Origin of the sequence: Streptosporangium minutum, from assembly GCF_002149035.1 — a bacterium.
In the GTDB taxonomy this organism is placed as follows: Bacteria; Actinomycetota; Actinomycetes; order Streptosporangiales; family Streptosporangiaceae; genus Streptosporangium; species Streptosporangium minutum.
The window spans coordinates 15,094-37,341 of sequence record NZ_NGFP01000017.1 but is presented as its reverse complement, the minus strand read 5'-3'; the positions used below and the strand labels follow the sequence as shown (position 1 = coordinate 37,341).

Below are 22,248 nucleotides of genomic sequence, written 5' to 3'. Positions count from 1 at the left end.
CAGAGTACTGAAGAGGACATGTGGGAACCGACCTGTTCGTCCGAGAATACGGGCGGGACGCAGCAGATGCGCCCGCCATCCTCATCCTGCACGGCGCCGTGGAGTCCGGCGCGTGCTACGGCGACGCCGTCGACCGCTGGGGCGGCGACTACCACATCGTGGCGCCGGACGCCCGGGGCCATGGGAAGTCGCCCGGCCGCCTGCCCGAGCACGAGGGCGTTCCGTCCACCGACGTGATGGTGCAGGACGCGATCGACATCCTCAAGGACATGCTCGACGAGACCGGGCGCAAGACGCTCGTCGTCGGGCACTCCATGGGCGCGCGGATCGCCGCCTTCGTCGCCGCCGACGCTCCGCACCTCGTGGCCGGCGTCGTGCTCGAGGACCCGCCGTGGTGGGTGCCGGAGGCCGGTCCCAACCCGTGGCTCAGCGTCGAGCAGACCGTGAAGGACCCCTTCGACTACGCCGACACGGCGTCGGTAGAGGAGCTCATGGACATGCAGCGCGAGCTCAAGCCCCACTGGGCGGAGCAGGAGCTGCGCCCGCTCGCCGAGGCGATGAAGGCCGTCGACATCGACTACATGGAGCAGCGGGTCCACGAGAAGCGCCGGATCTGGACGCCGACCGCGCGGCAGATCACGGTCGGCCCGGCCGGCGTACCGGCGCTGCTCATCACCGGCACCGGCGACGTCATCGTCGACAAGCACTCCCGTGAGCGCCTCACGGCCGTCGCGCCCGGCTTCGACGTCGTCGTGGTCGAGGGCGCCCACCACTGCGTGCGCCGCGACAAGCCGGACGAGTACCACCGGCACGTCGACGCCTTCCTCCGCGAGAACGCGCCGTCGGCCAGAGCCGTCACTCGACGTTGAAGGTGTCGGACCGCGCGAGCGGACCGTAGATCTCCGAGGCCGGCTCGGCGACAGCGGCCCGCATCGCCTCCAGCCCCGCGCGTACGACGGGGTGGCCCTGGTTGTCGCGCCGCGTCGTCATGATCACCTTGCGCAGCGGCGCGATGCCGCGCGTCGGCAGGATCGTCACCCAGTCGGCGTCGCGGGCGGAGAGCGCGGACTCCGGCACCAGGCAGATCCCCGCTTCGGCGGCGACCAGCGCCAGCGCGGCGCGGTAGTCGTCCGAGACGTGGGTGATCGGAGGGTGGAAGCCGAGCTCGGCGCACGCCTGCAGCACCATCGTGCGGCACGGGTTACCGGGTGAGGGCATGATCCAGCCCTCCTCGGTGAGCTGGGTGAGCCCGATGCCCTCCTCGCCGGCGAGCGGGTGCGCGTGGGGGAGGACGGCCTTGAACCGCTCGATGTAGAGCGGGAACTTCACGATGCCGGGGGAGTCGCGCTCGGGGTCGAACTCGTACTCCAGGCTGACGGTCACGTCGATATCGCCGCGCATCAGCATCCGGTGGCTCATGTGCGCCTCCGCGTCGACGACCGTGACGTTGACGCCCGGCGCCTGGCGGCGCAACTCGACGATGGCAGGTGCCACCAACCAGCTGATCGCCGTGGGGAAGGCGCCGATCCGGAGCTGCCCGAGGACACCGCCCGCGTGCGCGGCCAGGTCGGCCTCGGCGATCTTCAACCGGGAGCTGATCTCCTCGGCGTGCCCGGCGAGGATGCGCCCGGCCGGCGTGAGCGCCAGCTTGCGCCCCGTGCGTACGACGAGCGCGTGGCCGACCTCGCGCTCGAGCGCCGCGAGCTGCTGCGACACCGCGGACGGCGTCAGGTGCAGCGCCGCCGCGGTCGCGGTGACCGAGTCGGACAGCACGAAGGCACGGAGGATGAGGAGACGTCGGGGGTCGATCGTGGGCACGCGGGCTCCGTCGCGAGTCGGCCGGGCGTCCGTCGCGGTGGGAGCATCGGCGAGGCGGAACCGGGAGAACCCGATGCTAGCGGGCGCTTCCGGACGCGGACGCTCCGGCATGGGGTGTCCTGTCACCCGCGTGTGTTCTCCGGGGAAACCGGTGCGAGTCCGACGCTGTCCCGCAACCGTGACACGCCCTTGATCGTGAAGCCGGATCGCCTGAGCGCGCTCCGGCCTTTCGACCCTGTCGTGGCTGCAGCACGTACCCCACCTGTCGCCGCGTCATTCCCGCCTCGGTCCGGCCGGAACACCACCCACCAGAACCAACCTAGCGAAGTACTACTGGCCCAGGTCGTCCCACTCCTGGAGCAGGTGGGCCGTGGCCGCCGCAGGGGCCGTGAACGACCAGCGGCCCGGCGGCAGGTTCAGGGCGCAGCCCCCGTCGGCCAGCCTGGTGGTCGGCAGCTGCTCGCTGAGGCCCATGAGGAAGGTGCCGTTGACGGTCATCCCGTCCCACGCGCCGCGCACGGGCAGCTCCACGCGGGCGGTCACGCCCTCCGGGACGGCGAACGTGAACTGGACCCCGTCGGGCCCGGCCCGCCAGCCCGACTCGACGGTCCCCGACGCGCTCTCGTAGCGGGCGTGCGCCTGGCGCAGCAGCGGGACGGGGCCGGGACGCAGCAGCAGTTCGCCGAAGCCGCCACCCGTCCCGCGCGGGTCGTCGCCCAGGCCCGCCACGTGCCGGAACAGCCAGTCGCCCACGCAGCCGTAGGCGTAGTGGTTGAAGGAGTTCATGGCCGGCGTCTGCAGGCCGTGCCGGTGGTGCCAGGCGTCCCAGCGCTCCCACATGGTCGTCGCCCCGGCGCGGAGCTGGTAGCGCCAGGACGGATAGCCCTCCTGGTTGAAGATCCGGCACGCCAGGTCGTGGTGGCCGGTCTCCGACAGCACGGGCAGCAGCAGGGGGGTGCCGACGAAGCCCGTCATGAGCCGGTGCCCGTCGGCGCGGACCAGCTCGGCCAGCGCCTGCGCCGACGCGGCCCGGTCCTCTGGCGGGACCAGGTCCCAGGCGAGGGCGACGGCGTAGCCGGTCTGCGTCTCGGTGCGCAGCCTCGGCCCGCTGAGGAAGGCCCGCTGGAAGGCGCCCGACACGCGGGTGAACGCCTCGCCGTACTCCGGCGCGTGCGGCTCGCCGAGCACGTCGGCCACGTGTGCGACCAGGCGGAGGCTGCGGGCGAGGGCGGCGGTGGCGATGAGGCTCTTGGGCGTCTCGACCGTGCCGGGGGCCAGCCAGTCGCCCAGGGCCCTGCCCGGTCTGATGCCGTCCTCGGCCTGGGCCAGGCAGTAGTCGGCCCACCGCCGCATCGGGTCGTACGCGCGGCGCAGCGTGCGGTCGTCGCCGTAGCGCCGCCACAGCAGCCACGGCACCTCGATCAGCGCGTCGGACCACACGGGGGAGTCGTATCCGTACTCGGGCAGGACCGGCGCGACATGCGGGACCGCGCCGTCGGCCCGCTGCCCGTCGATCAGCGTCGTCACCCAGCCGGACAGGAACGCCTGCGTGTGCCGCAGGAAGCTGAGCGTCGAGCCGAACACCGCGATGTCGGCCGTCCAGCCGGTCCGCTCGTCGCGCTGCGGGCAGTCGGTCGGCACGCTCACCAGGTTGCCGTCCGCCGACGCGCCGATGTTGGCGACGAGTTGCCGTACGGCGGGATCGCTCACGGTCAGCGAGCCGGTGACGGCGAGCGCGGAGGACAGCAGCACCGCCTCCAGGTCGTCCGGCGTCAGCGCGCCCGGCCAGCCGGTGACCTCCGCGTAGCGGAACCCGTGCAGGGTGAACGCGGGCTCCACGACGTGCGAGCCGGGGCCGAGGGCGAACTCGTCACGCTGGTCCGCGGTGCGCAGGTTGTCGGTGTAGAGCCTCCCGGTCGCGGTCAGCTCCTCCCCGTGCCGCACCACGATCCGTACGGGGCCCGGCGCGTCGACGCGCAGCCGTACGCGCCCGACGACGTTCCGCCCGAAGTCGGCCACCTGGACGCCCGGCGCGGGTTCGGTCACGGACACGGCGGGCACCGTGCCGATCACCCGCACCGGGGGAGCGGGGTCGGCCTCCACCAGGATCTCCGGGGCGGCCGTCGTCTCGGCGGGCCCGGCCTGCCCGGAAGGGGCCCGGACGGTCTCGCCCATCACCAGGTCGGCGCGCGGGCGACCGAGGTCCCGCCGGGTCCAGGCCGCGTCGGTGGCGAACACGCGGCGGACCCCGTCGTCGTCCCGCACGAGCACCTGAGCGCTGGCGGCGGGCCGGTCGCCGTAGCGGCGCGGCCCTCCGCCGGCGACGTGACCCGCGTACCAGCCGGGAGCGAGCCACAGCTCCAGCTCGTTCTCGCCGGACACGAGCAGCTCCGTGAGCTCCAGCAGCCGATAGCGCGTCCGGTGGCCGTAGTCGGTCCAGCCGGGGGCCAGCTCCTCCTCGCCCAGCCGTACCCCGTTGAGCAGCGCCCGGTAGACGCCCAGCGCGGTGGCGGCCAGCCAGGCGCGCCCGGGAGCGGGATGCCACGTGAACGACCCGCGCAGGCTCACCGCCGCCCGGGGGTCGCCCGCCAGCCAGGGGGCGTCCCACCCGCCGCGCGCCCGCAGGCCCGTGGTGAACGCGCCGGTCGCGTACCCTTCCACACTCCACGTGTACGGCGTCAGCGGCGCCAGCCACTCACCCGGCACGTCCACGTCGTGCGATCCGGCGGGCACGGACGACCGCCACACCTCGCGCCCGTCCGAGGACACCACCACGGTGGCCTCCCCGATCAGCCGGGCGTCCCACGACAGCCGGGGCGACGGCTCGTCCACGCCCACCGGATCCGCCAGACCGCACGTCAGGCCCGCCCGTGACCCGGGCGGGGCCGAACGGACGAACGGCGCCTGCGCGCCTGAGACCTGCACTCCGAGCACCCCCGAATCCCGGTTCACGCATCGAGCCCGGTGGTGAAGGCGTTGTGCAGACCGTCGACGTCAACGCCGGACAGGCTCGGCGCCATCACGTTGATCAGCAGCACGAAGCACGCGTCCTGCTCCGGGTACATCCACCACTGGCACCCCGAGGCGCCGCCGTGCCCGTACAGCCGCCGGTCGAGCAGCCCGGGAGCCGAGTGGCGCAGGTTCCAGGTGAGACCCCAGTCCTGCCCGGCGTTGACCGGGTCGGGCTGCAGCTTGACCAGGCCCGTCGTCTGCGGGGTCGTCATGGCGGCCAGGGTGGTCGGGTGGATCAGCTCGCGGTCGCCGCGCAGCAGCGCCCCGCCCAGCGCCAGGAGGTCCTCGGCGCGGGAGAACAGAGCCCCTGCCGGGTGGCGGAGCCGTACGAACTTGTCGAAGTCGAAGCCGGGCCCGAGCAGTTCGATGCCGTGGACCTCGGCCGCGTCGCACGCCGGGTCGAACGTGATCCGCCCGCCGCCCGGCACCAGCGTGTTCAGGTCGGAGTCGATCACGTCGGCCACGTCGCGGCCTGTGACGTCGCGGACCATCTCCGCGATCCCGGCGAAGGCCAGGTTGGAGTACTGGCTGAGCGTGCCTGCCTCGAACATCGACGGCGCGGTGACGAGATGCTCCAGCAGGTCGTCGGGCGTGAGCGTCTGCTCGGCGATGCCGCTGGTGTGGGTGAGCAGGTGCCAGAGCGTCACGTCGGGCCGCGCGAAGTTCGGCAGTACGTCCCGCAGCGGGCGGCGCAGCGACAGCAGCCCGCGCTCGACCTGGCGCAGGGCGGCCAGCCCCACCAGCGGCTTGGTCACCGAGAACAGCGCGAAGTGGTCCTCGGTCCTGGTCTCCCGGCCGTCGTGCTCGCCGAATGCCTCCAGCACCTGGATCCCGTCGGAGGTGGCGGCGCCGAACACCGCGCACGGCAGCCGCCCCTCCTTGATCTCGCGCCTGACCCAGTCGAGCGCGATGTCGTGAGTGGTCATCCCTTGAGTGCACCTTCCGTAAGACCGGCCAGGACGCGCTTCTGCGCGACGACGTACACCGCCACGAGGGGCAGCGTGGTGAGCAGGACGTGGGCGAAGACGAGGTTCCAGTTCAGGCTCTGCAGGGTGCCGGAGGCGAACTGGAACAGGCTCAGCGGCAGCGTGGCGTTCGCGCTGCCCTGGAGCAGGAAGAGGGCGAAGAAGAAGTCGTTCCAGACGTTGATGATCAGGACCACGCTGCCGACGAACAGCACCGGCCGCAGCAGGGGCAGCAGGATGCGGACGAAGACCTGCAGGCGGGAGGCGCCGTCGATGGCGGCGGCGTTCTCCAGGTCGGGGGGGAACGCCCGGACGAATCCGGTCGCCAGGAAGATCACGATGCCCACGCGGCAGCCGGTCATCGTCAGCACGTAACCGAGCGAGCCGCCGTCCAGCGACAGGGCGCGCAGCAGGTAGACGGTCGGGATGATCGACGGCGGCAGCAGGATCGACAGCCCCAGCACGAAGTAGGCCGCCTGCAACCACCGCGACCGGCTGCGCCCGAACGCCCACGCCGCCGCCGCGCCGAGGAACACCACGGCCACCACGATCGGCACGGTCACCTTGAGGCTGTTGACCAGCCCCATCAGGTAGCCGCCCCGGTCGAGCACGATGCCGTAGTTCTCGGCGATCGCCCACGTCCTGGGCAGGCCGAGGCCCAGCTCGGCGGCCTCGCCCGCGGGTTTGAACGAGTTGACGACCACGAGCCAGATGGGCACGAGCACCCACGGGATCGCGAAGAGCGTCAGCGCCGTGTACTTGAGGACCGTTCTCATCCCGTCACCTCCCTGCGCCGCAGCCACCACACGAGGGGCACGGCGGTGGCGATCACCAGCAGCGTCACGGTGAACCCCAGCGCGCTGGCGGAGCCGAAGAAGCCCTGCCCCCACTGCTGGCGCATCACCACGTTCAGGGCCCGCGTGTGGTCGCCGGGCCCGCCGCCGGTGGTGGCGGCGATCACGTCGTACGCGCTGAGCGCGCCCACCAGCGTGACCGCCACGTTGAAGGTCAGCGCCGGGGCGAGCAGCGGGAACACCACCCGCCGGAACCTGGTCCACAGCCCGGCCCCGTCGACGATCGCCGACTCCAGCAGCGACTTCGGGATGGAGTTGAGGCCCGCGATGTAGACGAGGGTGATCAGCCCGCTCCACTTCCACGCGTCGATGAACGCGACCACCACCAGCGCGGTGGACGGTTCGCCGAGCCACGCCCACTCGACGCCGAGGAAGGAGTTGACCGCCCCGTCGGGGGCGAGCAGCCCGCGCCAGATGTATCCGGCGGCCAGCGGCGAGATGAGCGTCGGCAGGAAGAACGCCGAGCGGAAGACGGTGTTGATCCCGCTGGTCCGCTGGAGGGCCAGGGCCAGCGAGAGGCTGACCGTGTTCTGGATCGCCATGCACAGGATCGCGTACAGCACGGTCACGGTGACCGCGTTGGCCAGCAGTTCCTGGTCGATCAGCGTGCGGACGTTCTCCAGCCCGTTCCAGGTGATCTCGGCCCGGAAGCTCGTCCAGGAGGAGAACGCGAACCGGACGTTGAGCAGGAACGGGGCGACGAAGAAGACCGTGACCAGCACGATCGCGGGCAGTGCCCACGGCAGCCAGGCCGCCCTGTTCCGCATCACCATCCGGGCAGCCCTGCCGCCTTGGCCGCCTGCTCGACCTGGCCCTGTAGCTGGGTCGCCGCCTTCTGCGGATCCTTCTGCCCGGCGATCAGCTCGGACATGAGCTGGGCCAGCCCGCCCATGCCGGGGATGTCGGAGTTGAAGGCGATGACCGCGCCGGTGTCGTACGCCTTCTTGACGTCCTGCAGCACGGACGAGACGCCCTGCGGGTCGGGCACGTCCTTGAACACGGGGAAGGTCTTGGACGCGGTGATGTACTCGGCGTAGGCCGGGCCGGTCATGAAGCGCACGAAGTCGAGCGACGCCTTCTCCCGCGCCGCGTCACCGGTCTTGGGCAGGTAGAACGTGCCGATCGGGCCGGGCGCGTAGGTCACGAGCGGCTTGTCGCTCGACAGGCCGACGAAGCCGACGGACTCGTCGACGGTCTTCTGGTCGCCGCCGGCGGCTGCGAGGAGGGCCGGGAGCATGTCGGAGTGCTGGGCGACCATGGCGGCCTCGCCGGTCACGAGGGCCTTCATGGAGTCCTCGAACTTGGCGGTGACGATGTCCTTGTTGAAGCAGCCGTCGGCCTTCAGCTTGGCGTAGGCGGTCAGGCCGGAGACGAAGGGCGAGCCCGCGTCGGCCAGCGTGCTGCTGTGGCCGGCGATGGCCTTGCCGTACGCGTTGGACTGGTTGGCGCCTGCCATATAGAGGATGGGCAGGATCTGCACCGGCCAGATCGACCCGCCCGACTCGAAGACCGGCGTGACCCCGGCGGCCTTGAGCTTGGGGCAGGAGGCGGCGAGCTCGGCGAAGTTCGTGGGCGGGGTCAGCCCGGCCGCGGTGAAGACCTTCTTGTTGTAGTAGAGGCCGAAGACCTGGGGGAAGCCGGTGATGGCGGCGTAGACCTTGCCGTTGACGGACCCGGCGCTCCGGTAGAGGTCGCCGGACCTGGCGATGTACGCCTCGCCTGTCAGGTCGCGCAGGTTCTCGGCCGGGTTGAGGGCGAGCAGGCCGCTCACCGTCGCGTGGTACTCCACGATGTCCGGGCGGTCGCCGGTGGCCCACTTGGTCTGGGTGGTGTCCTCGAAGCCGTCGGACGGGATCGACACGAGCTCGATCTTGTGGCCGGACTGCTTCTCGAACTTCTTGTACATCTCCAGCAGCGGCGCCGGGTCCGCGCTGTTGTGCCAGAGGGTCAGCTTCACCTGACCGGTCCCCTCCGGGGCGGACGACCCGCAGCCGGAGAGGGACAGGGCGAGGACGGCGCCGATCGCCGCGCCGAGCAGACGGGATGGTGCTCTCACGCCCGTGCTCCTGTTCATCTTAAGGATTGTGTAGAACGTTCTCCATTGTTAGGGCATGAGAGAATCGCCCGTCAAGAGGTAGACCTGAGTAGCAGTGACGGGCTAGCCTCCCTTTTCAGAAAAGTGTGTAGTTCGTTCTACGAGACTCGACGAAGGACGGCGTGTGACGAGCGGACGGGTGACGATCGCCGATGTGGCCAGGCGGGCCGGGGTTTCCACGGCCGCCGTGTCCAAGGTGGTGCGCGGGGCCTACGGCGTGAGCGCGGAGATGCAGACCAAGGTGACGCAGGCCATCGACGAGCTGGGCTACCGCCCGCACGCCGCGGCCCGCGCCCTGCGCGGACGCACCTACACCCTCGGCGTCATGCTCTCGGACACCCGCAACCCGTTCTTCCCCGACATCATCGAGGGCGTCACCGGCCGGTTGGGCGACACCGAGTACCAGGTGCTGCTCGGACCTGGCGGGATCGAGCCCAAGACGCAGGCCAGGATGACCGACGCCATGATCGACCGGAGCATGGACGGGCTCATCCTGATCTCGCCGGTCATGACGGACGCCGAACTCGCCGCCGTCGCGACGGCCGTCCCGGTCGTCGTGGTGGGCAGGCACGGCGGCGCCGCGGCCTACGACGCGGTCGTCGACGACGACGTGATGGGGGCGGGGCTCGTGGTCGACCACCTGGTCGGGCTCGGGCACACCCGGATCGCGCACATCACCCACCTGGAGCGGGCCCGCGCCCAGGGACTGCCGCACACGGTGCGCGCCGAAGGCTACCGCCAGGCGATGCGCGCCCATGGACTCGCCGACGACGTGCTGGCCACCTCCTTCACCGAGGAGGGCGGCTTCGAGGGCGCGCGGGAACTGCTCGCGCGCGACGACCGGCCCACCGCGATCTTCGCCGGGGCCGACATCGCGGCGCTCGGCGTGCTGCGCGCCGCCGACGAGGCGGGCCTGTCGGTGCCGGAGGACCTCTCCGTCGCCGGATACGACAACATCGGCATCGCCTCGCTCAAACGCATCTCGCTCACCAGCGTCGATCAGGACGGGCATGTGATCGGGGCGACCGCCGCGCGCCTGCTCGTCGAACGCATCGAGGGACGCTCGCGATCGGTGACGTCGTCGGTGTCGCCCACGCTGATCGTCCGCGGAACCACAGGACCGCCTCGCCTCTGAGAACCAACCGCACGTCGGGGGACTGTCGCGGACCACGTATTAAAACGATTTATTGGAAGGACTCCCCACGTGAGACGGCTCGCTCTCCTCGCCCTTCTCCTCCCGCTGGTCGCACCCGCGCAATCGGCCTTCGCCCAGGCGGCCGCTCCGGTCTGCCCGGTCAGGGTCGACCCCGCCGCGTTCGCCTCCGAGGCCCGCCTGAGCACCCTGGCCGAGCGGCAGGAGGCGTTCGGCCCCAGGCCGACCGGCTCCACCGCGCACGCCGACTACGTCGACTGGCTGGAGGACGAGATGGCGGCCATCCCCGGCCTCCAGTTCTCCTCCCTGCCCTACGCCATCGACCGCTGGGACAGCCTCGGCACCGGCCTGACCGTCGGCGGTACGGCCGTGCAGGTCGCGGCCCCCGTGCCGTTCTCCTCCTCCACCGGCGCGGGCGGCGTCTCGGCGCCGCTCGTCCACCTGGCCGCAGGGACGAACATCACCGCGGCCAACGCCGCCGGGAAGATCGTCGTCAGGGACCTGCCGTGGACCAGCGTGCCCAACCTGCTGTTCTATCCGCTCGGCCTCGGTTACTCCATGTACGACCCGGCCCACACGATCAACCTGCTCGGCTCGGAGTCGATGGAGGCCCCGGCCGCGGCCGACGCCGACCTCAAGGCGGCCGCCGCCGCGGGCGCGGTGGGCGTGATCGAGATCAGCCAGCTCCCACATGCCCAGATCCAGGGCCTGTACGCGCCCTACGAGGGCCTGCCGTACGGCGTGCCAGGCGCGTACGTCGGCGCCGACCAGGGCAAGCAGATCAAGGACGCGCTGGCCGCCGGGCAGCCGGTCCAAGCCGCGCTGACCGTGAACGCCGCCTGGACGCCGACGACGACCCGCACCCTGCTCGCGACGCTTCCCGGCGGGAGCGCCCAGAAGATCGTCGTGGAGAGCCACACCGACGGCATGAACCCGGTGTGGGACAACGGCCCGCTCACCATGATCGAGATGGCCCGCTACCTGTCGTCGCTACCGGTGGAGTGCCGTCCGCGTACCGTGCAGTTCGCGTTCGTGACCGGCCACCTCTACCAGCACCTGACCGGCCCCGCCGTCCGCGAGGGCGGTGCGGGCCAGCTCGCCGCCCAGCTCGACGCCGAGTACGACCAGGGCGGGGTCTCCTCCGTCGTCGTGCTCGAGCACCTCGGCGCCAAGCGCTACGACGCGGTCGCCAGGCCGAACGGCCTGCCGGGCAAGCAGCTCGTCGCCAGCCCCACCCTCACCGAACTGCTGATGGTCCCCGTCAGCGAGAGCACGCCGCTGCGCGAACTGGTCAAGGGCCACATCCAGTACTGGGACGTGAAGCGCACCGCGATCCTCAAGGGCCTGTCGGCGGCCGACCCCGCCACGGTGCCGCACCACTGCGGCTTCGGCGGCGAGGGCACGCCGTACAACCAGCACCTGCTGCCCGTCATCTCGCCCATCGCCGCGCCCAAGACGCTGTTCTCGCCGCAGTTCGGCGCCGAGGCGATCGACCTGCCGGCGATGCGCAAGGCGTCGCTCGCCTTCACCGACGTCGTGCTCGACCTCGGACCGATGGCCCAGTCGGCCGTCGCGGGCGACGTGACCGCCATGCGCCAGCAGCGCGCCTCCGGCACGCCGGGGTGTGCGTGAGCATAGACAGGAGGACGCTCGTGCGTCGGCACACCATCGCCGACGCCGGGTGTCCGCTCACCGTCGGCAACGGGGAGTTCGCCTTCACCGCCGACGCCACCGGGCTGCAGACCTTCGCGCCGCTGGGCACGCAGGCGCAGTGGGGCTGGCACACGATGCCCAACCCCGAGGGCCACGTGCTGGAGGACGCGCTCACCGACTACGACGGCGTCGGCTATCCGGACCTGTATCCGGCCACCGAGGCGGGTGGCTGGCTGCACGTGAACCCGCACCGCCTGCATCTCGGCCGGATCGGCCTCGACGTCGACGAGGCCGCCCCGCTCGGCCGGTCGGCGCAGACCCTCGACCTGTGGACCGGCACGCTGTCCAGTTCCTTCGAGCTGGGCGGCCTGCCGTACGAGGTGGAGACGGTCTGTCACCCCGAGCGGGACCTGCTGGCCATCCGCGTCGTGGGCGGCGCGGGGATCAGGATCGCCTTCCCCTACGCCAGCGACGGCTGGCACACCACCGCCGACTGGGACAAACCTGACAGGCACACCACCACGCACGCGCTCACGCGCACGCCGTACGGCTCGCGCTGCGACTTCACCCGTGTCCTGGACGCGGACCGATACCACGTGGCCGCCGAGTGGGCGGGGGCGGCGCGGCTCACGTCGCCCGGCGGTCACGTGTACCTGATCCAGGGCGACGAGCTGGAGCTCGTCGTCGAGTTCGCACGCCACCCCGCCGGCGCCGCCCTCCCGTCCTTCTCCCAGGTCCGTACGGCTGCCGCCGCCCACTGGGAGAGGTTCTGGACGAGCGGTGGAGCGGTGAGCTTCGACGGCAGCACCGACCCGCGAGCACCCGAGCTCGAACGCCGGGTCGTGCTCTCGCAGTACCTCACCGCGGTCAACTGCGCGGGCTCCACCCCGCCGCAGGAGACCGGGTTGGCCGTCAACTCCTGGAGCGGCAAGTTCCACCTGGAGATGCACTGGTGGCACGCCGCCCACTTCGCCCTGTGGGGCAGGCCCGAGCTGCTGGAGCGGAGCCTGCCGTGGTACCGCTCGATCCTGCCGCGGGCCAGGGCCACGGCCGTACGGCAGGGTTTCCGCGGCGCCCGCTGGCCCAAGCAGGTGGGGCCGGAGGGCAGGGAGAGCCCGAGCGAGATCGGCGCCTTCATCGTCTGGCAGCAGCCGCACCTGATCTACTTCGCCGAGCTGCTCCGCCGGGTCCGCCCGGGGGCGCTGGAGGACTACCGGGACCTGGTGTTCGAGACGGCCGAGTTCATGGCCTCCTTCGCGGGCGGCGGGCATCTGGGGCCGCCGCTGGTCCCGGCGCAGGAGTCCTACTACGAGTCCAGGCGGTCGGTGCGCGATCCCGCGTTCGAGCTGGCCTACTGGTGGTGGGGGCTGAAGACGGCCCAGCGGTGGCGGGGCCTGCTCGGCCTCGACCCCGACCCGGAGTGGGCGCGGGTCCTGCACGGCCTGGCCCGGCCGCTGGTGCGCGACGGCGTCTACACGGCCATCGGCGTGGAGCCGTACACGATCAGGACCGACCACCCCTCGATGACCGGCGCGCTCGGGTTCGTGCCGCCCACCCCGCTGATCGACCCCGAGACCATGCGGGCCACCTTGCACGACGTGCTCGCCGACTGGGACATGGAGAGCACCTGGGGCTGGGACTATCCGATGCTCGCCATGTGCGCGGCCAGGCTCGGCGAGCCCGACACCGCCGTGGACGCGCTGCTGATGGACGCCCCGAAGAACACCTACCTGGCCAGCGGCCACAACCACCAGTGGCCCGGCCTGCTGCCCCTCTACCTGCCGGGCAACGGCGGCCTGCTGGCCGCCGTCGCCCACATGGCGGCGGAGGAGTGCTTCCCCGAAGGCTGGCTGGTTCAGGCGGAAGGGGTGGTCGCGATGCCGTGATCGGGGCCGGCCAGCAGGGCGACCGTGTAGTGGTAGAGGTCGCCGGCCGACGACGTCAGAGTGGCGGCGCGGCCCTCGCGCACCTCCGAGGCGATGAACTCGGTGATCCCGTAGACGATCAGCCGGGGCACCGCGGCTCGCAGCGGCGGCAGCGAGGGATCCTCCAGCCTGGCCCGCGCGGCCAGTGCCCCGAACATGTCGAGGAAGGGCCGGTAGGCGGCGTCACGCTGCTCGACGGCCCGCTCACCCGCCCTCGGCAACTCCACGAAGTACGCCTGCGCGTACTCCGGGCGCTCCTGCCACCACCGCAGGTAGGCGGCCATCCCCAGCCGGAGCGCCTCGCTCCAGCGGTCGCCCGCCCCTGACGCGGCCGTGTAGATCGAGTCGATCATCTCGGGCAGGTCGCGCTCGCATCCGGCGAGGAAGCACGCCTCCTTGTCGGCGAACTGGGCGTAGAAGGCGTTGCGCGAGACCCGCGCGGCGGCGATCACGTCCGGCACGCTCGTGGCGGCGTAGCCACGCCTCGCGACGAGCCTCAGCATGGCCTCCACGAGGCGTTCTCGCTGGGAGTCGCGCACCGTGTCGGGGGAGAGTCCGTGCCGCCCCCGGGGGAGTGGCCGGACCGCCGGAATTTCCTTCTGTTCATGTCTTGACATCGCTCACCGATCGTACTTCCCTCTCTTTGGAGACGTTCACGTCTCCAAATAATCTACGAGGTGACCATGGAGAACTTCACCCGTCGGCAGGCATTGCGGGCAGGGGCGCTCGGCCTCATGTCGGCCGGATTCCTGTCGTGGACCACCGAGGCCAACGCCGCCTCCACCATCGAGACGATCTACAAGGCAACGGGTCCGTGGCCGGTCGCCACCGGCACCTCGGGCGGCCACCGGCTCTACTACCCCTCGACCCTGGGCTCGGGCGGCGTCACCCACCCGATCGTCACATGGGGCAACGGCTCGTGGGCCACCCCCGACAACTATCCGGGACTGCTCAACCACCTCGCCTCGTGGGGCTTCGCGGTGGTCGCCTCCACCGACACGACCACGGGCACCGGCGCCGAGATCCTCGCCGCCGCCCAGCACCTCATCGGCCTCGGCGCCGACCCCGCCAGCGTCTTCCACGGCAAGCTGAACACCGCCCAGGTCGCCGCCGTCGGCCACTCCCAGGGCGCGGGCGGATCCATCAACGCGGCCAACGACTCCGCCGGGCTGATCAAGACCGTCGTGCCGATCGCCGTGCCCGCGCAGTGGATGGCCAGCCCGGGAGACGAGTTCTCCGTCGCCGACCTGACCTGCCCGGTGCTCTTCCTCAGCGGCGCCAACGACTGGCTGATCTCCTCGGCCGCGACCGTGCAGGGCTACTACGACCAGGCCACCGCCGGAGCGGGCAGGGCGCTGCTCAAGGGCGCGGGGCACAACGACATCCAGAACGCCGGCGGGGCCTTCCTCGGCTACGTGACCGCCTGGCTGAGGTACCGCCTCCAGGCCGACCCCCAGGCCCGCGGGGCGTTCGCCGGCAGCACCGCGGAGCTCCCCACCAACACCGCCTGGCAGAACCAGGCCCTCAAGAACCTCACCTAGGAGAACCACCATGGCGGATCTGACGCGGCGTGGGCTCCTCGCCGCCGGCGCGCTCACCCTGCTCGCCGGATGCGGCAAGGACCAGCCTCGGCAGCAGGCCGCGGACGGCAGGCCGCGCGGCGAGGTCACGGTCTGGCTGCACGGCTCGCAGGACACCGGCCAACAGTTCCAGGAGCTCGTACACCGCTACATCGCCGAGTTCAAGGTCGACGTAAAGCTGCTCTACCTGCCCGTGGGCCAGCTCGACGCCAAACTGCTGACCGCCTTCAGCGGCGGCGCCCCGCCCGACGTCTTCAAGATCGGCCACTGGAGCTTCCCCGCGCACGCCAAGAAGAAGCGGCTCGCGCCCGTCGACACCAAGGCGCTCTCGCTACAGAACTACGAGCCGGGCACGACCACCCCGCTCACCTACCAGAACGTGCCCTACGGCGTGCCCGTCGACTTCAACCCCTGCATGCTCTACTACCGCAAGGACCGGTTCGAGGAGGCCGGGCTCGACCCCGACAAGCCCCCGGCGACCTGGGAGGAGGCCGCCGAATACAGCGCCAAGCTCACCACCGGGGACCGCAGGCGGGTTGGCCTGCAATGGCTCTACGGCGACCCGCAGTGGGCCCTCATGACGCTGACCGCCCTCGTCCAGGGCAAGGGCGGCGAGCTCGTCGCGGCGGGCGGCGCGAAGGCGTCGCTGGCCACCGAGCAGGGCCTCAACGCCCTGACGTACATGTCGGGGATCGGCAACCCCAAGCTCTCCAACCCGCTGGGCGCGCTCGGCCTGTTCTACTCCGGCGAGGCCGCCATGGTCATCAGCGGCGCCTTCCTCGGCCCCGCGCTGGAGAAGCTGGGCAAGGACAAGCTCACCTTCGGCAAGCAGTACGGCGTCGCGCCCATGCCCACCTGGGCCGGCGGCCCGCCCGTCGTCCCCGCCTACACCTGGGGCTGGGGCGTGGCCAAGGACTCGCCCAACCAGTTCACCGCCTGGCACCTCGTCAACTACCTGCAGGGCGCCCCGTCGGTGACCGCCAACCTCGACAACGGCATCATCATCCCGACCAAGGGCTGGCGCGACGCCGGGCCGCGCGGCAAGTCCGAGATCATGAAGATCGTCGCCGACAGCCTCCCGCATGTCGACTTCGGCCCGATCATCCCCGGCACCCTCGAACTGGCGAAGGCCGCGGCCGGCGCCGTCGACGCCGTCGCCCACGGCAAGTCGACCCCCGCCCAGGCCGCGGCAGCCTTCGACTCCACCGTGCGACTGGCCCTGTGAGCGTCGTGCTCGACAGGGGCAGAGCCCGGCCCCAGGCCACGGCGGGTGTGGCGCTGACCCTCCCGGTGGCCGTCTTCTTCGTCGTGTTCTGGCTCGTCCCGTTCCTGGCCGCCATCTATCTCAGCTTCACCGACTACGAGATGGCGGGGACGCCCAACTGGATCGGCCTCGCCAACTACGAGCGCATGTTCGCCGACCCCGGCTTCCTCAACTCGGCGTGGATAACCGTCGTCTACACGGTCTGCACGGTCGTCCCGACGATCGTGCTGGCCCTGCTGGTGGCCGTGCCGCTGAGCAAGCCGGGACGGCTCAACCGCCGGCTCAGAGCGCTCGTCATGATTCCGGCCGTGATGCCGCTCGCCGCCACGTCCATGGTCTGGGTGATCATCTACTCCGACCGCGGCATGGCCAACACCCTCCTCGGCCTGGTCGGGATCGATCCGCAGTCCTGGCTGACCAGCTCCGACCTGGCCATCTGGGCCCTGGTCGTGATGGTCGTCTGGAAGAGCATGGGGCTGTTCGTGATCATCCTGACCGCCGGACTGCAGGCGCTGCCCGGCGAGGTGTACGAGGCCGCCGCCATCGACGGCTCAGGGGCGGTGACCACATTCACCCGGATCACGCTCCCGCTGCTGCGCAGGACCCTGCTGTTCGTCCTGGTCATCTCGGTGGCCGGATCGATGCAGGCGTTCGTGCCCGCCTTCCTGCTCACCGGCGGCGGGCCCGCCGACGCCACCCAGGTGCTGCCGTACTACATCTGGGCCAACGCCTTCCCTTACGAGCACATGGGCTACGCCGCCGCGATGGGCATGGTGCTGCTCGTCGCCATGGTGATCGTCTCGGCGCTGCAGTTCGGGTTCCTGAAGGGAGGCGACGAATGAGAGCGGGAACGATCCTGCGCACCGTCTGGCTGATCGTCGCGGTCGGGTTCATGCTGCTGCCGGTCTACGCCATGCTCGTCGTCGCCTCGGCGCCCGACGACACCGACCTGCGCGGGCTGGTCTTCAACGGCTTCCACCTGCCCGAGAACATCGGACTGCTGTTCGGCGAGGGCAACCTGCCCACCTACCTGCGCAACAGCCTCATCCTGTGCGTCGGCACCGGCATCCTGGACGTGATCTTCTCGGCCGCCGCCGGATACGCGATGGCCCAGCTGTCCTTCCCCGGCCGCCGCGTCCTGTTCGCGCTCGTGATCGGCACGCTCGCGCTCACTCCGATGGTCCTGGTCATCCCCGTCTTCCTCATCGTGAAGGAGCTCGGCTGGGTCAACACCTTCCAGGGCATGATGGTGCCCGGCATGATCAGCGCGTTCGGCGTCTTCCTGGTGCGGCAGTTCGCCCTCGGCATCCCGAAGGAGCTGCTGCTGGCCGCGCGGGTCGACGGCGCGGGGGAGTTCCGCATCTTCGCGCGCATCGCCGTGCCGCTGCTCAAGCCCGCGCTCATCACCCTGTTCCTCGTGCATTTCCTGGCGCAGTGGGACAACCTGCTCTGGCCGCTGATCGTGGCCAACGAGCAGGAGCTGTGGCCGCTGCCGGTGGGGCTGGCCAACTTCCAGAGCGAGGTCGGCTTCAACTATCACCTGACCACCACCGCGGCACTGGTCACCGCCGTGCCGCCGTTCATCCTGATGGTGGCGCTGCAGCGCTACTACGTGGCGGGGCTCACCTTCGGAGGGCTGAAACGATGATCCCGGACACCGCGCGGATGATGGAGTGGATCGAGACGGTCACCTCGCGGGGCATCAGGCGTCCCGGCTACCCGGCCGACGACTGGACCGCCGCGTGGGCCGCCGAGCGCTTCACCGAGTTCGGGCTCCACGACGTACGGCTGGCGCCGGTCGAGCTGCCCGTCTGGCGACCGGTGACGGCGGCCCTGGTGGTGCGCCTGGACGCCGACCCGTCGAGAGCTGTGCGGGTGGCGGCGTCCGCCCTGCCGTACACCACGCCGAAGGCGACCGTGAGCGCGCCGGTCAGCCGCGAGGTCGTGCCGGGCGCGATCGTCGTGCCCGAGTACACCTTCACCGAGCTGCCGCAGTCCTACCTCAGGGACCTGGCGACGGCCGTGCACGACCCCGAGGGCGTCTTCGACGAGCTGGTCCAGACCCTGCCGTTCCAGCTCGACTACCTCGACGTCATCCAGGGCGTCATGGACGGCGGCGGCGCCGCCTTCGCGGGGGCGCTGACCGGGGTGCCGTGGGAGACACGCGACTACTACGTGCCCTACGACGCCGTGCGCCGCGACCTCCCGGCCGTCTGGCTGTCGGGCCGCGACTCGCGGCGGGTGCTCGCCCTGGTCGACGAGGGCCCCTGCACGGGCACGCTCACCGTCGAGTCGGAGACGGGCCCGGCCGTCTCGCACAACGTGATCGGCACGCTCCCCGGCCGCTCCGACCAGTGGGTGATCATCGGCTCGCACCACGACGCGCCCTGGGCCTCGGCCGTCGAGGACGCCTCGGGGATCGCACTGGTGCTGGCCGCCGCCCAGTACTGGGCGGGCGTGCCCGAGCGGGACCGGCCGCACAACCTGATCTTCCTTCTGACCGCGGGTCACATGGCGCACGCCGCGGGCACCCGGGCCTTCATCGAGGAGAACCGCGGCCTGCTGGGCGACGTCGTGCTCCAGCTCCACCTGGAGCACGCCGCCCGGCGGTGCGTGGTCGTGGACGACGAGCTGGTGCCCACCGGCGACCCCGAACCCGGCTGGTGGTTCACCACCGGGAAGCCGGAGCTGGAGAGCCTGGTGGCGGCGGCCCTCGTCGCCGAGGACCTGAGACGCTCGTTCGTGCTGCCGCCGGACGTGTTCTCCCCGATGCCGCCCACCGACGGGGCCTTCTTCCACCCCGAAGGGGTGCCGCTCGTGCACTTCCTGTCGGCTCCCATGTACCTGTTCGACTCGGCCGACACCCTCGACAAGGTGCACGAGGCCAGCCTTGAGCCGCTCACCCGGGCGGCGATCAGAATCGTCGAAGGGACGGCCGGATGGCGCCGCGCATGATCGTGCGAACCACTGCCGGGCTGGTCGAGGGCAGGGCCGAGGAGGGCGTGCTCGCCTTCCTCGGCGTGCCGTACGCCGCCCCTCCCTTCGGGGAGTACCGCTTCGGCGCGCCCGTCCCGCCACCCGCCTGGGACGGCGTACGGCCCGCCGTCACGCGGGGCCCTGCCGCCCCGCAGGCGGCCGGTGAGGACATCGGCCTGTACGCGCCCGACGTCTTCGAGGTCGGCGAGGACTGCCTCAACCTCGACGTGCGCACCCCTGAGACCGGCCGGGCCGGGCTGCCCGTCCTGGTCTGGATCCACGGCGGCGCGTTCTCCATCGGCGGCAACGGGGCGGCCTGGCACCAGGGCCCCCGCTTCGCCCGCGACGGCGTGGTCTGCGTGGCCATCAACTACCGGCTCGGGTTCGAGGGCTTCCTGGCCCTGGAGGACGCCCCGCTCAACCGGGGCGTCCTCGACTGGCTGGCCGCGCTGGAATGGGTACGCGACAACATCGCGGCCTTCGGCGGCGCCCCCGGCAACGTGACGATCGCCGGGCAGTCGGCGGGCGCCGCCGCCGTCGCCACCCTGCTGACGATGCCCCGCGCCGAAGGGCTGTTCCGGCGCGCGATCGTGATGAGCGGCTCGGCCAACCTGGTCGCCACCGAGCAGGAGGCGCGCGACTACGCCAAGACGCTCGCCACCCGGCTGGGGACCGACCCGACCAGGTCCTCCTTCGCCAGGCTGTCCCCCGAGGCGCTCGTCGCCGAACAGCCGCCGCCGCTGACCGGCGACTCCGGCGGACTGAACGAGTCGGTGCCGGTCAAGCCGGTCGTCGACGGTGACCTGATCCCGGCCGTCCCGCTGGCCGCCCTGCGCGCAGGCGCGAGCGGGCACCTTCCACTGCTGGTCGGCTGCACCTCCCAGGAGGCCGACGTGTTCGTCCGCCGCCTGGCCGCCGACCTCGACGAGGCCGCCGCGCAGGCCGTGCTCGACCATCTCGGCGTCCAGGTCGACGGACCCGGCCTCACGCCCGCCGAGCGCGTCGGACGCGCCTTCACCCAGCACCTGTTCACCCGCGAGACGCGCTGGATCCGCGAGGCCAGGCCCGCCTACGCCTACGAGTTCCGGTGGGAGTCGCCCGTCGAGAGCCCGGTCGGCGGCGGACGCGTGGGCGCGGTGCACAACCTCGACCTGCCCTTCGTCTTCGACGTGCTCGACGCGCCCGGCGTCGAACGCACCGCAGGGCCAGACGCGCCGCAGGCCGTGGCCGACGCGATGCACGCCGCCTGGGTGCGTTTCGCCCGCACAGGCGATCCCGGCTGGCCACTCGGGCACACCATGGTCTTCAATGAACCCACCGACCGGAGGTTGTGACATGCAGTCCTACTCGAGCGCGGTGGCGGCGACCCCGCTGCTGGGCGAGACCATCGGCGACAACTTCGAGCGGACCGTACGGCGCTTCGGCGACCGCGAGGCACTCGTCGACGTGCCCTCCGGCCGTCGCTGGACCTACGCCGAGCTCGACGCCGACGTGAACCGGCTGGCCCTTGCGCTCCTCGCCTCCGGCATCGCCAAGGGCGACCGGATCGGCATCTGGGCGCCCAACTGCGCCGAATGGATGATCGTCCAGTACGCCACCGCGAAGATCGGCGCGATCCTGGTCAACGTCAACCCCGCCTACCGCGGCCACGAGCTCGACTACGTCGTCAGGCAGTCGGGCCTGCGCCTGCTCATCAGCGCGCTCACGCACAAGGGCAGCGACTACCGCGCGATGGTCGAGGAGATCGGGTTCGCCGACGTCGTCTACCTCGGCGACCCCGGCTGGCACCGGCTGCTGGCGCTGACCGCCCCCGAGGAGCGGCTGCGCGAGCGCATGGCGTCGCTGAGCGCCGACGACGCGATCAACATCCAGTACACCTCCGGCACGACCGGCTTCCCCAAGGGCGCCACGCTCTCGCACCACAACATCCTCAACAACGGGTTCTTCGTCGGCGAGCTCATCCACTACGACGAGCACGACAGGGTGTGCCTGCCGGTGCCCTTCTACCACTGCTTCGGCATGGTGATGGGCAACCTCGGCGCCACCTCCCACGGCGCGTGCGTGGTCATCCCCGCGCCCGGCTTCGACCCTGAGGCGACGCTGCGGGCCGTACAGCAGGAACGTTGCACCTCCCTGTACGGCGTGCCGACCATGTTCATCGCCGAGCTCACCCTCGCGGGGCAGTACGACCTGTCCAGCCTGCGCACCGGCATCATGGCGGGCTCGCCCTGCCCTGTCGAGGTGATGAAGCGCGTCGTCACCGAGATGAACATGGCGGAGGTCGCCATCTGCTACGGCATGACCGAGACCTCGCCCGTCTCCACCATGACGAGGTCCGACGACAGCCTGGAGCGCCGCACCGAGACCGTCGGACAGGTGATGCCGCACGTCGAAGTCAAGATCACGCATCCGGTGACCGGGCTGACCGTGCCGCGCGGCGAGCCCGGCGAGCTGTGCACGCGCGGTTACTCGGTGATGCTCGGCTACTGGAACGAGCCGGAGCGCACGGCCGAGGCCATCGACGCCGCCCGCTGGATGCACACCGGCGACCTGGCCACCATGGACGCCGACGGTTACGTCAACGTGGTCGGCCGGATCAAGGACATGGTCATCAGAGGCGGCGAGAACGTCTACCCGCGCGAGGTCGAGGAGTTTCTCCACCGCCACCCGGACATCGTCGACGTGCAGGTGATCGGCGTGCCCGACGAGAAGTACGGCGAGGAGCTCATGGCCTGGGTCGTCATCCGCCAGGGCGGCACACCCCTGACCGCCGAGGCCGTCAGGGAGTTCTGCGCCGGCAAGCTCGCCCACTACAAGATCCCGCGTTACGTCCACGTCGTCGAGGGGTTCCCGATGACGGTCACCGGCAAGATCCGCAAGGTCGAGATGCGCGAGGAGGGCGTGCGCCTGCTCGGGCTCGACTAGGGCCTGTGTGATGTTGTGATCGATCTCC

Annotated in this window: 18 protein-coding genes; 11 read left to right on the top strand and 7 right to left on the bottom strand. The window is 71.2% G+C overall.

The genetic code is table 11. The features are described from left to right. Nucleotides 1-20 precede the first annotated feature (20 nt). The gene (locus CA984_RS06165; RefSeq protein WP_086569105.1) at nucleotides 21-869 is read left to right on the top strand and encodes an alpha/beta fold hydrolase; all 849 of its coding nucleotides are present in this window, start codon (nucleotides 21-23) and stop codon (nucleotides 867-869) included. On the opposite strand, the gene CA984_RS06160 is transcribed toward CA984_RS06165, so the two are convergent. The 6 genes from CA984_RS06160 to CA984_RS06135 form a co-directional block, all read right to left on the bottom strand. Then, nucleotides 856-1,818: a LysR family transcriptional regulator gene (locus CA984_RS06160; RefSeq protein ID WP_165781121.1), complete on the bottom strand. Its 963-nt coding sequence runs from the start codon at nucleotides 1,816-1,818 to the stop codon at nucleotides 856-858. The two genes, CA984_RS06165 and CA984_RS06160, sit on opposite strands and share 14 nt — an antisense overlap. A gap of 330 nt (nucleotides 1,819-2,148) precedes the next feature. Further along, the gene (locus CA984_RS06155) at nucleotides 2,149-4,770 is read right to left on the bottom strand and encodes an alpha-L-rhamnosidase (protein WP_086569102.1); all 2,622 of its coding nucleotides are present in this window, start codon (nucleotides 4,768-4,770) and stop codon (nucleotides 2,149-2,151) included. Continuing rightward, complete coding sequence (locus CA984_RS06150) at nucleotides 4,767-5,756, bottom strand: serine hydrolase domain-containing protein (protein WP_086569099.1); 990 nt, start codon at nucleotides 5,754-5,756, stop codon at nucleotides 4,767-4,769. The genes CA984_RS06155 and CA984_RS06150 overlap by 4 nt, the downstream gene beginning before the upstream one ends. Then, on the bottom strand, nucleotides 5,753-6,571 hold the full coding sequence (locus tag CA984_RS06145; RefSeq protein WP_086569097.1) for a carbohydrate ABC transporter permease: 819 nt from the start codon (nucleotides 6,569-6,571) through the stop codon (nucleotides 5,753-5,755). Before CA984_RS06145 ends, CA984_RS06150 begins: the two co-directional genes overlap by 4 nt. Further along, a complete protein-coding gene (locus CA984_RS06140) occupies nucleotides 6,568-7,416 on the bottom strand; it encodes a carbohydrate ABC transporter permease (RefSeq protein ID WP_242675770.1) in 849 nt (282 codons plus the stop codon). The genes CA984_RS06145 and CA984_RS06140 overlap by 4 nt, the downstream gene beginning before the upstream one ends. Next, complete coding sequence (locus CA984_RS06135) at nucleotides 7,416-8,705, bottom strand: ABC transporter substrate-binding protein (RefSeq protein ID WP_086569093.1); 1,290 nt, start codon at nucleotides 8,703-8,705, stop codon at nucleotides 7,416-7,418. The genes CA984_RS06140 and CA984_RS06135 overlap by 1 nt, the downstream gene beginning before the upstream one ends. 163 nt (nucleotides 8,706-8,868) lie before the next feature. Here CA984_RS06135 and CA984_RS06130 point away from each other — a divergent pair, with 163 nt between their 5' ends. The 3 genes from CA984_RS06130 to CA984_RS06120 all read left to right on the top strand — a co-directional run bounded on the left by CA984_RS06130 (nucleotide 8,869) and on the right by CA984_RS06120 (nucleotide 13,436). Continuing rightward, complete coding sequence (locus CA984_RS06130; protein WP_086569091.1) at nucleotides 8,869-9,879, top strand: LacI family DNA-binding transcriptional regulator; 1,011 nt, start codon at nucleotides 8,869-8,871, stop codon at nucleotides 9,877-9,879. A 69-nt stretch (nucleotides 9,880-9,948) separates the two neighbouring features. Then, nucleotides 9,949-11,529, top strand: a complete 1,581-nt coding sequence (locus CA984_RS06125) for a zinc-binding metallopeptidase family protein (RefSeq protein WP_086569089.1) — start codon at nucleotides 9,949-9,951, stop codon at nucleotides 11,527-11,529. A 20-nt stretch (nucleotides 11,530-11,549) separates the two neighbouring features. Next, nucleotides 11,550-13,436 carry a hypothetical protein gene (locus CA984_RS06120; protein ID WP_207620755.1) on the top strand — a complete coding sequence of 629 codons (1,887 nt, stop codon included), beginning with the start codon at nucleotides 11,550-11,552 and terminating at the stop codon, nucleotides 13,434-13,436. On the opposite strand, the gene CA984_RS06115 is transcribed toward CA984_RS06120, so the two are convergent. Then, nucleotides 13,406-14,092 (bottom strand): TetR/AcrR family transcriptional regulator, encoded by a 687-nt coding sequence (locus CA984_RS06115; RefSeq protein ID WP_086569087.1) that lies wholly within the window; start codon nucleotides 14,090-14,092, stop codon nucleotides 13,406-13,408. The two genes, CA984_RS06120 and CA984_RS06115, sit on opposite strands and share 31 nt — an antisense overlap. 66 nt (nucleotides 14,093-14,158) lie before the next feature. Between CA984_RS06115 and CA984_RS06110 the strand changes: the two genes are divergently transcribed. Genes CA984_RS06110 through CA984_RS06080 form a run of 7 tightly spaced genes read left to right on the top strand, consistent with a single transcriptional unit; the run spans nucleotide 14,159 to nucleotide 22,220 of the window. Next, nucleotides 14,159-15,016, top strand: a complete 858-nt coding sequence (locus CA984_RS06110; RefSeq protein ID WP_086569085.1) for a poly(ethylene terephthalate) hydrolase family protein — start codon at nucleotides 14,159-14,161, stop codon at nucleotides 15,014-15,016. Nucleotides 15,017-15,026: 10 nt separating this feature from the next. Next, entirely contained in the window at nucleotides 15,027-16,280 is a 1,254-nt protein-coding gene (locus tag CA984_RS06105; protein WP_086569083.1) for an extracellular solute-binding protein, read from the top strand. Further along, nucleotides 16,277-17,161: a carbohydrate ABC transporter permease gene (locus CA984_RS06100; RefSeq protein ID WP_133061562.1), complete on the top strand. Its 885-nt coding sequence runs from the start codon at nucleotides 16,277-16,279 to the stop codon at nucleotides 17,159-17,161. The genes CA984_RS06105 and CA984_RS06100 overlap by 4 nt, the downstream gene beginning before the upstream one ends. Next, nucleotides 17,158-17,967 carry a carbohydrate ABC transporter permease gene (locus CA984_RS06095; RefSeq protein WP_086569079.1) on the top strand — a complete coding sequence of 270 codons (810 nt, stop codon included), beginning with the start codon at nucleotides 17,158-17,160 and terminating at the stop codon, nucleotides 17,965-17,967. Before CA984_RS06100 ends, CA984_RS06095 begins: the two co-directional genes overlap by 4 nt. Further along, nucleotides 17,964-19,274 carry a M28 family metallopeptidase gene (locus tag CA984_RS06090; protein WP_086569077.1) on the top strand — a complete coding sequence of 437 codons (1,311 nt, stop codon included), beginning with the start codon at nucleotides 17,964-17,966 and terminating at the stop codon, nucleotides 19,272-19,274. The genes CA984_RS06095 and CA984_RS06090 overlap by 4 nt, the downstream gene beginning before the upstream one ends. Further along, nucleotides 19,271-20,629, top strand: coding sequence for a carboxylesterase/lipase family protein (locus CA984_RS06085; RefSeq protein WP_165781120.1), 1,359 nt, complete (start codon nucleotides 19,271-19,273; stop codon nucleotides 20,627-20,629). The genes CA984_RS06090 and CA984_RS06085 overlap by 4 nt, the downstream gene beginning before the upstream one ends. A 1-nt stretch (nucleotide 20,630) precedes the next feature. Beyond that, entirely contained in the window at nucleotides 20,631-22,220 is a 1,590-nt protein-coding gene (locus tag CA984_RS06080) for an AMP-binding protein (protein WP_086569073.1), read from the top strand. Nucleotides 22,221-22,248: the final 28 nt, after the last annotated feature.